The sequence below is a fragment of the Mesorhizobium sp. M2A.F.Ca.ET.067.02.1.1 genome (assembly GCF_004023285.1).
GTDB lineage: Bacteria > Pseudomonadota > Alphaproteobacteria > Rhizobiales > Rhizobiaceae > Mesorhizobium.
In genome coordinates, this window is record NZ_RZSB01000296.1 from 1 (window position 1) to 6,733 (window position 6,733).

At 64.6% G+C, this 6,733-nt stretch carries 6 protein-coding genes and 1 pseudogene; 1 reads left to right on the forward strand and 6 read right to left on the reverse strand.

The genetic code is table 11. The features are described 5' to 3' along the window. From EOA28_RS19775 to EOA28_RS19795, 5 genes are all read right to left on the reverse strand, one after another. Positions 1-1,165, reverse strand: a 1,165-nt coding sequence (locus EOA28_RS19775) for an ATP-binding cassette domain-containing protein (RefSeq protein WP_148670766.1), incomplete at its 3' end; no start/stop codon positions are given. Next, positions 1,162-2,031, reverse strand: coding sequence for an ABC transporter permease (locus EOA28_RS19780; protein WP_127253228.1), 870 nt, complete (start codon positions 2,029-2,031; stop codon positions 1,162-1,164). The genes EOA28_RS19780 and EOA28_RS19775, both read right to left, overlap by 4 nt. Continuing rightward, a complete protein-coding gene (locus EOA28_RS19785; RefSeq protein ID WP_128315187.1) occupies positions 2,028-2,975 on the reverse strand; it encodes an ABC transporter permease in 948 nt (315 codons plus the stop codon). The genes EOA28_RS19780 and EOA28_RS19785 overlap by 4 nt, the downstream gene beginning before the upstream one ends. Before the next feature lie 28 nt (positions 2,976-3,003). After that, a complete protein-coding gene (locus EOA28_RS19790) occupies positions 3,004-4,485 on the reverse strand; it encodes an ABC transporter substrate-binding protein (RefSeq protein ID WP_127253230.1) in 1,482 nt (493 codons plus the stop codon). Positions 4,486-4,600: 115 nt separating this feature from the next. Then, entirely contained in the window at positions 4,601-5,878 is a 1,278-nt protein-coding gene (locus EOA28_RS19795; RefSeq protein WP_127253232.1) for an acetylornithine deacetylase/succinyl-diaminopimelate desuccinylase family protein, read from the reverse strand. A 279-nt stretch (positions 5,879-6,157) separates the two neighbouring features. Here EOA28_RS19795 and EOA28_RS19800 point away from each other — a divergent pair, with 279 nt between their 5' ends. Next, entirely contained in the window at positions 6,158-6,589 is a 432-nt protein-coding gene (locus EOA28_RS19800; protein ID WP_127253235.1) for a L,D-transpeptidase, read from the forward strand. Positions 6,590-6,608: 19 nt separating this feature from the next. On the opposite strand, the pseudogene EOA28_RS19805 reads toward EOA28_RS19800, so the two are convergent. Continuing rightward, a pseudogene (locus EOA28_RS19805) lies at positions 6,609-6,733 on the reverse strand (lipid A biosynthesis lauroyl acyltransferase); the annotation flags it as partial.

Genomic DNA, 6,733 nt, shown 5'->3' on the forward strand with positions numbered 1-6,733 from the left:
GCAGAAGATGCAGCGGCTCTGCCACCAGCTTCTCCACCTTCTGGCGCGGGTCGAAGGAGCCGTAGGGATCCTGGAACACGACCTGCATGTCGCGCCGCGCCGGCTTCAGCTCGGCCTCCGCTTTACCCGTGATGGCCTCGCCGCGAAAGCGGATCGTGCCCGCCGTCGGCTTGTCCAAGGCGAGGATCATGCGGGCAAGCGTGGACTTGCCGCAACCGGAGCGGCCGACGAGGGCCACGGATTGCGCGGGCTCGATGGTGAGCGAGACATTGTCGACGGCGCGGATCGGCTGCGCCGGCCGGAACAGGGATTTGCGCCGGCTCGGATAGTCCCGGCCGATGCCTTCGACTTCGAGCAAGGGTTTTGCCGACCCGGCAAGATGCGGCTTCGGCCGCGCCGGCACATGCATGGAAGCCAGTGCCAGCTCGCGCGTATAGGGGTGTTGTTGCTCGGACAGCGTGCGCGCGGTGTCGCCGGCTTCCGTCACCTCGCCATGGCGCAGGATGGTCAGGCGGTCGGCCATCTCGGTGACAACAGCGAGGTCGTGCGAGATGAGCAGCAGGCCCATGCGGTTTTCGCGGACCAGATCGCGCAACAGATCGAGGATCTGCGCCTGCAGCACCACGTCGAGCGCCGTCGTCGGCTCGTCGGCGATCAGTAGCTTAGGCTTCAGCGCGCAGGCGATGGCGATGACAACGCGCTGGCGCTGGCCGCCGGAAAGTTCGTGCGGATAGCGCGACAGCGGGAACTTGGCTTCCGGCAGCCCGACGCGGTCGAGGATCTTTCGCGCGCGGTCCTCGGCTTCGGCGCGGCCCGCCTTGGTGTGCCAGCGAATGCCTTCGGCCACCTGTTTGCCGATCGTCTTGACCGGATTGAGCGCCGTCATCGGCTCCTGGAAGACCATGCCGATATCGTCGCCGCGCAAGGCGCACATCTGGTCTTCGGTGGCGCGGAGGATGTCGATGCCGTCAAAGGTCACGCGACCCTCGGCGCGCGCCAGATGCGGCAGCAACTGCATGACGGTCAGCGCCGTCATCGACTTGCCGGAGCCGGATTCGCCGACAAGGCCGACGACCTCGCCCGGCAAGACTGTCAGCTCGACGCCTTTCAGGATGGGTGTGGCGCCGATCGTCAGCGACAGGTTCTCGATCTCGAGCAGGCTCATCGGCGCCGCCGTGATTTCGGATCGAGGATATCGGCGATGCCGTCGCCGAGCAGGTTCAGCCCAAGCACGGTGATGACGATCGCCATGCCTGGAAAGATCGCCATCCAGGGCGCGGTCACCATGCGCGTCTGTGCGTCGAACAGCATGCGGCCCCAGCTCGGCATGGGCGGCTGCGCGCCGAGGCCGACATAAGAAAGCCCGGCTTCGGCGAGGATGCCCAGCGCGAACTGGATGGTGCCCTGGACCAAAAGCAGCGTCGCGATGTTGGGCAGGATGTGCTCGATGGTGATGCGCGTCATGCCCTTGCCGGCGGCGCGCGCGGCGAGAATGAATTCGCGCGGCCAGATCGCCAGCGCACCGGCGCGGGCGACGCGCGCAAAGACCGGTATGTTGAAGATGCCGATGGCGATGATGGCGTTGACGGCGCCCGGGCCGAAGATCGCGGTGATCATGATCGCCGAGAGCAGCGCCGGGAAGGCGAAGACGAGATCGTTGACGCGCATCAGCGCCTCGTCAACTATCCCGCCGCGCGCGGCGGCGAAAGCGCCTAGCGGCACGCCGATGCCCATGCCGATGCCGACCGCAACCAGCGCCACGGCGATCGAATTGCGGGCGCCGACCATGATCATCGACAGGATGTCGCGGCCGAAATGGTCGGTGCCGAACCCGTGCGCCCAGGAGGGCGGCTGCGTCTTGTCGGCAATGACTAGTTTGGTGACGTCGTAAGGCGTCCAGACGAAGGAGACGAGCGCGACGGCCACGATCAGCAGCGTGATGGCCAGACCGATCAGGAAGGAGCGGTTGCCGAAGGCCTTGGCCAGCACGCCGGCAATGGTTTCCTCGGGCAGGTCGATGCGCATGGTCATTGCCGGCCCCTGAGGCGCGGGTCGACGATGGCGTAGGAGAAATCGACGAGCAGGTTGATCAGGATCACGGCGGCGACCAGAAGCATGACGATGCTCTCGACCACGATCAGGTCGCGCTGGGTGATGGCCTGGAAAATCAGGCGGCCGAGGCCAGGCAGGTAGAAGACATTCTCGATGATGATGGTGCCGGCGAGCAGGAAGGCAAATTGCAGGCCGAGGATGGTGAGCACGGGGATCATGGCGTTGCGGAGCGCATGGCGCCAGAGCACGGCGCGGTAGGGCAGGCCCTTGGCGCGCGCGGTGCGGATATAATCCTCGTTCAGCACCTCGATGAGCGCCGAGCGGGCGACGCGCCCCAGGATCGCCGCCTGCGGCAGCGCCAGGGCCACGGCCGGCAGGATAAGGGATTTCAACGCGGTCCAGACACCGGCGCCCCAACCCGGGAAGCCGCCGGCCGGCACCAGCCGCAGCCAGACGGCAAAGAGATAGATCAGCATCAGCGCGAACCAGAAATTCGGCACGGCGACGCCGAGCTGGGCCGCGCCCATGGCAAGCGTATCACCGGCGCGGCCCTGGCGGCTGGCCGAGAACACGCCGACCGGAATGGCGATGATGGTCGAGAGCGCCAGCGCGATCAGCGCCAGCGGCAGGGAAACGGCGATGCGTTCCCGCACCAGATCGATGACGGGCACCGAATAGGTGTAGGAACGGCCGAAATCGAGGCTGAGCAAGCCGCCCGCCCAGTGCAGGTAGCGCAGCAGCAGCGGCGCGTTCAGCCCCATCTGGTCGCGCAGCATCTCGACCTGGTCGGCGCTGGCATTCAAGCCCAGCATCAGGCGCGCCGGATCGCCCGGCAGGACCTCCATGACCGCGAACACCACGATCGAGGCCAGCACCAGGGTGAGGGCCGAGATGATGAGACGTTTGAGGAGGTAGACGGTCATGGGAAGCGATCGGGCGATCGCGCCGGGCTCAATCCGTCCACTTCACCTGGGTGAGGTCATCCGCCTCGATCGGCCAGTTCGTCCACATGCCCTGCAGCTTGGCGTCCCACACACCGATCTTGGGCAGCTCGAACAGGTAGACGGCGGGCACGTCGTGGGCGAGTATCTTCTGCGCCTCGCCCAGCAGCTCCAGCCTCTTATCCTTGTCGACCGTGGTCCCGAGCGCCTTGATCACATCGTTGAACTTCGGGTTGTCATACTGGAAATAGTAGCCGGGCCGCGAATAGATATCGATGTCGTTGGGCTCGACATGGGAAACGATCGTCAGGTCGTAGTCCTTGTTGGTGAAGACCTGGCTCAGCCACTCCGCCCATTCGACCGGAATGATCTGCAGATCGACCCCGATCTCCTTCAGTTGGGACTGAATCACCTGGCCGCCGTCGCGTGCGTAAGGGACGGGCGGCAGCTTGATCGTGGCCGAAAAGCCGTTCTCCAGCCCCGCTTCCTTCAGATACGCCTTGGCCTTGGCGATGTCGTGCGGGTAGACGCCGGTGAGATCGACATAGCCCGCGTCGCCTGGCGAAAAATGAGAGCCGATCGGCTTTCCAAGACCGTTCGAGGCGGCCGCGATGATGGCATTGCGATCGATCGCCGAGGCGAGCGCCTGCCGCACCGCCAGCTTGTCGAAGGGCGGCTTCTTGTTGTTGATCGACAGGATCGTTTCGCCCTCGGTCGAGCCGATCACCATGCTGAAGCGCGGATCGGACTGGATCTGCCCGAGCGCGTCCTGTGCGGGCATGTTGGCGAAAGCCTGGATGTCGCCCGAGAGCAAGGCGGGGACGGCCGCGGCCGCGTCGGGCACGATTCGGAATGTCGCCTTGTCGAGCGCGGCGGCTGTACCCCAGTAGTCCGGGTTCTTGACGAGCGTGATCTCGGAACCCTTGGCCCAGTGATCGAGCTTGAATGGACCGGTGCCGATCGGCTTGTCCTTATTGCCGTCGGCCGACCCCTTCGCCACGATCACTGCCGCAACTTGGCCCATGTCGTAAAGGAAGCTGCCCTGCGGCCCGTCGAGAGTGACCTTGACGGTCGTCGGATCGACCGCCGTGACATCGGTGATGTGGGCAAAGAGCTGCTTTTGCGGATTGAGCGAATCCTTGGTACGCGCACGATCCAGCGAGAATTTCACGTCGTCGGCGCTGAAGGCCGAGCCATCGTGGAACTTCACGCCGGAATGCAGCTTGAACGTGTAGGCCTTGCCGTCGTCGGAGACTGCCCAGCTCTCGGCGAGAGCGGGCTGAACCTGGCCGTTGTCGTCGATGCGCGTCAACCCTTCAAAGACATTGGCATAGGTGACTTCGCCGATGGCCGCGGCCGCGCCGGCGGTTGGATCGAGATGTGGCGGCTCGAGCACGATGCCGAGCGTGAGGTCGGTGCGCGTGGCAAAGGCCGAGGTGGCGGCGGCAAGCGACAGGGTAGCCGCGGCCAGGATGGTCTTCCACAGTCTCATCGCTGAACTCCCATTGCTCAAACATGCTCAAGCTGGCGGATAGAAGCGTGATTTGGCGCGCGAGTAAATTGCGTTTCGTGCTGCCGGGCGGCGCCAGGCGGAATGTTTTTGCCCATTAGCCGGTCGTGCCGCGCAAGAGCACATTGAGGCCGATCGCCATCACCTTGGCCGATTCCACCATGTCGGCGATGCCCACCCATTCGTCCGGCCTATGCGCGAGGTCGAGAATGCCCGGGCCATAGGCGATGCAGTCGTAGAGGTGGCCGAGGCGCGCGACGTGCTTCTGGTCGTAGGTGCCGGGCGAGATCACATAGTCGGGTTCGCGGTCGAACACCTCCATGATGCCCTTCGCGACGGCCTTCACCACTGGCGCGTCGCGCTCGGTCATCAGCGGCAGCACCTCCATCAGGTCGCGGATCTCATAGTCGAATTTCTTGCGCTCGCGTTTCAGCCGCTCCAGGATGCCGGTGACCTCGCCCTTGACGGTGGCGATATCCTCTTCGAGCAGGAAGCGCCGGTCGATGGTGAGCCGGCACCAATCCGGCACGTTGGGCGAGGGAAGCCCCGGCCGGAAATCCTCGGTCTGGCCGCCATGGATGGAATTGATGTTCATGGTCGAGCGCCGGGCGCCTTCCGGCACCACCGGCATGCGGGTCATCTTGCGGTCGAGCGCCGGGAAGAGTTCCTCCTCGAAAGCCTGCAGGACGGCGCCCATATGGCGCACCGCATTGTCGCCGAGGAACGGCATCGAGCCATGCGCGATCTCGCCCTTGGTCTCGATCTCGGCCCACCAGACGCCGCGATGGCCGAGGCAGATGCGGTCCTTGTTCAAGGGTTCCGGGATGATGACGTGGTCGACCTTCGGCTTGGAGAAATAGCCGAGCCTGGCCAGATGGGCGACGCCGCCGAAACCGCCGGATTCCTCATCCGCCGTGCCCGAGATCTCGATGGCGCCGGGAAAGCCGGGATAGGCTTCCATGAAGGCTTCGACGGCGATGACCGAGGCCGCCAGGCCGCCCTTCATGTCGCAGGCACCGCGGCCATAGACCCTGCCGTCCTTCACCACGCCGGCAAAGGGATCGACGGCCCAGCCGTCGCCGGCCTCGACGACGTCGATATGCGAGTTGAAATGCACGCAGGGGCCGGGCGAGCGGCCGTCGAGGCGGGCGACCACGTTGACGCGCGGATAGCGGTCGCTGTCGCCTGGCGCGCCCTCGGCACGGATGAATTCGGTTTCGAAGCCGAGTTTCTTCAGGCGCTCGCCCAGGAACTCGGCGCATGGCCGGTAGGCCTCGCCCGGCGGATTGACGGTCGGGAAGCGGATCAGGTCCGCGGTCAGCGCAACCAAGTCGTCTGTCCGGTCCTCGACCGCCCCGAGAAGCCGCTCATTCATGCGAAGTCGTTCACTCATTCGGTGGATTGAAGAAGGAACGCAGCACTTTTGCAAGCAACCAGTCGCACATTGCCACACGACGATCGGGGGATGGCCCAACGCTCGCGCTTAAACTTCAGAGGGTGCGTGTCGAGGCGGCAACTATGCCGGGAAAATCGTTCAAATTCATCGGATTGGATTGGCGGATTCGTCAAGGAGTGTGTGGTACTTAACGCATCTGCCGGCAAAAAGATGGAAAAACCGCGTCAATGGCAGGGGCAATCAAAGGGGTTTGATCGCATGAAAAAGTTCGTTCTCATGGCAACCGTGCTGGCAACCGCGTTGTTCGGCATGTCCATCGCAAGCCGGGCAGCCAACCTGGTCGCCAATATCGACGTCTCGTCGCAGACCATGACCGTCAGCAAATACGGCCAGGTGCTCTACCGCTGGAGCGTGTCGACGGCGCGCCCCGGCTATTTCACGCCGCGCGGCAGCTACCGGCCGCAATGGACCGCCCGGATGTGGTATTCGCGCAAGTATGACAACTCGCCGATGCCGTATTCCGTGTTCTTCCACGGCGGCTACGCCATTCACGGCACCGGGGCGGTGAGACATCTCGGGCGCCCGGCGTCGCATGGCTGCGTGCGCCTGCATCCGGCCAACGCCGCGACGTTCTACGCGATGGTCAAGGAAGCCGGCTTCGGCAACACGCGGATCGTCGTGACCAACTAATTGCGATAATGCTGGCCAGTTATTGGTCAGCTGCCGCCTTCGCCTGTCGGCGCTTGCGGCGGCGGCCGCTGATTTCCCAACGCTTGTGGAACCACATCCATTGTCCTGGATCCTCGCGCACCCAGCGCTCGACCACATCGGTGA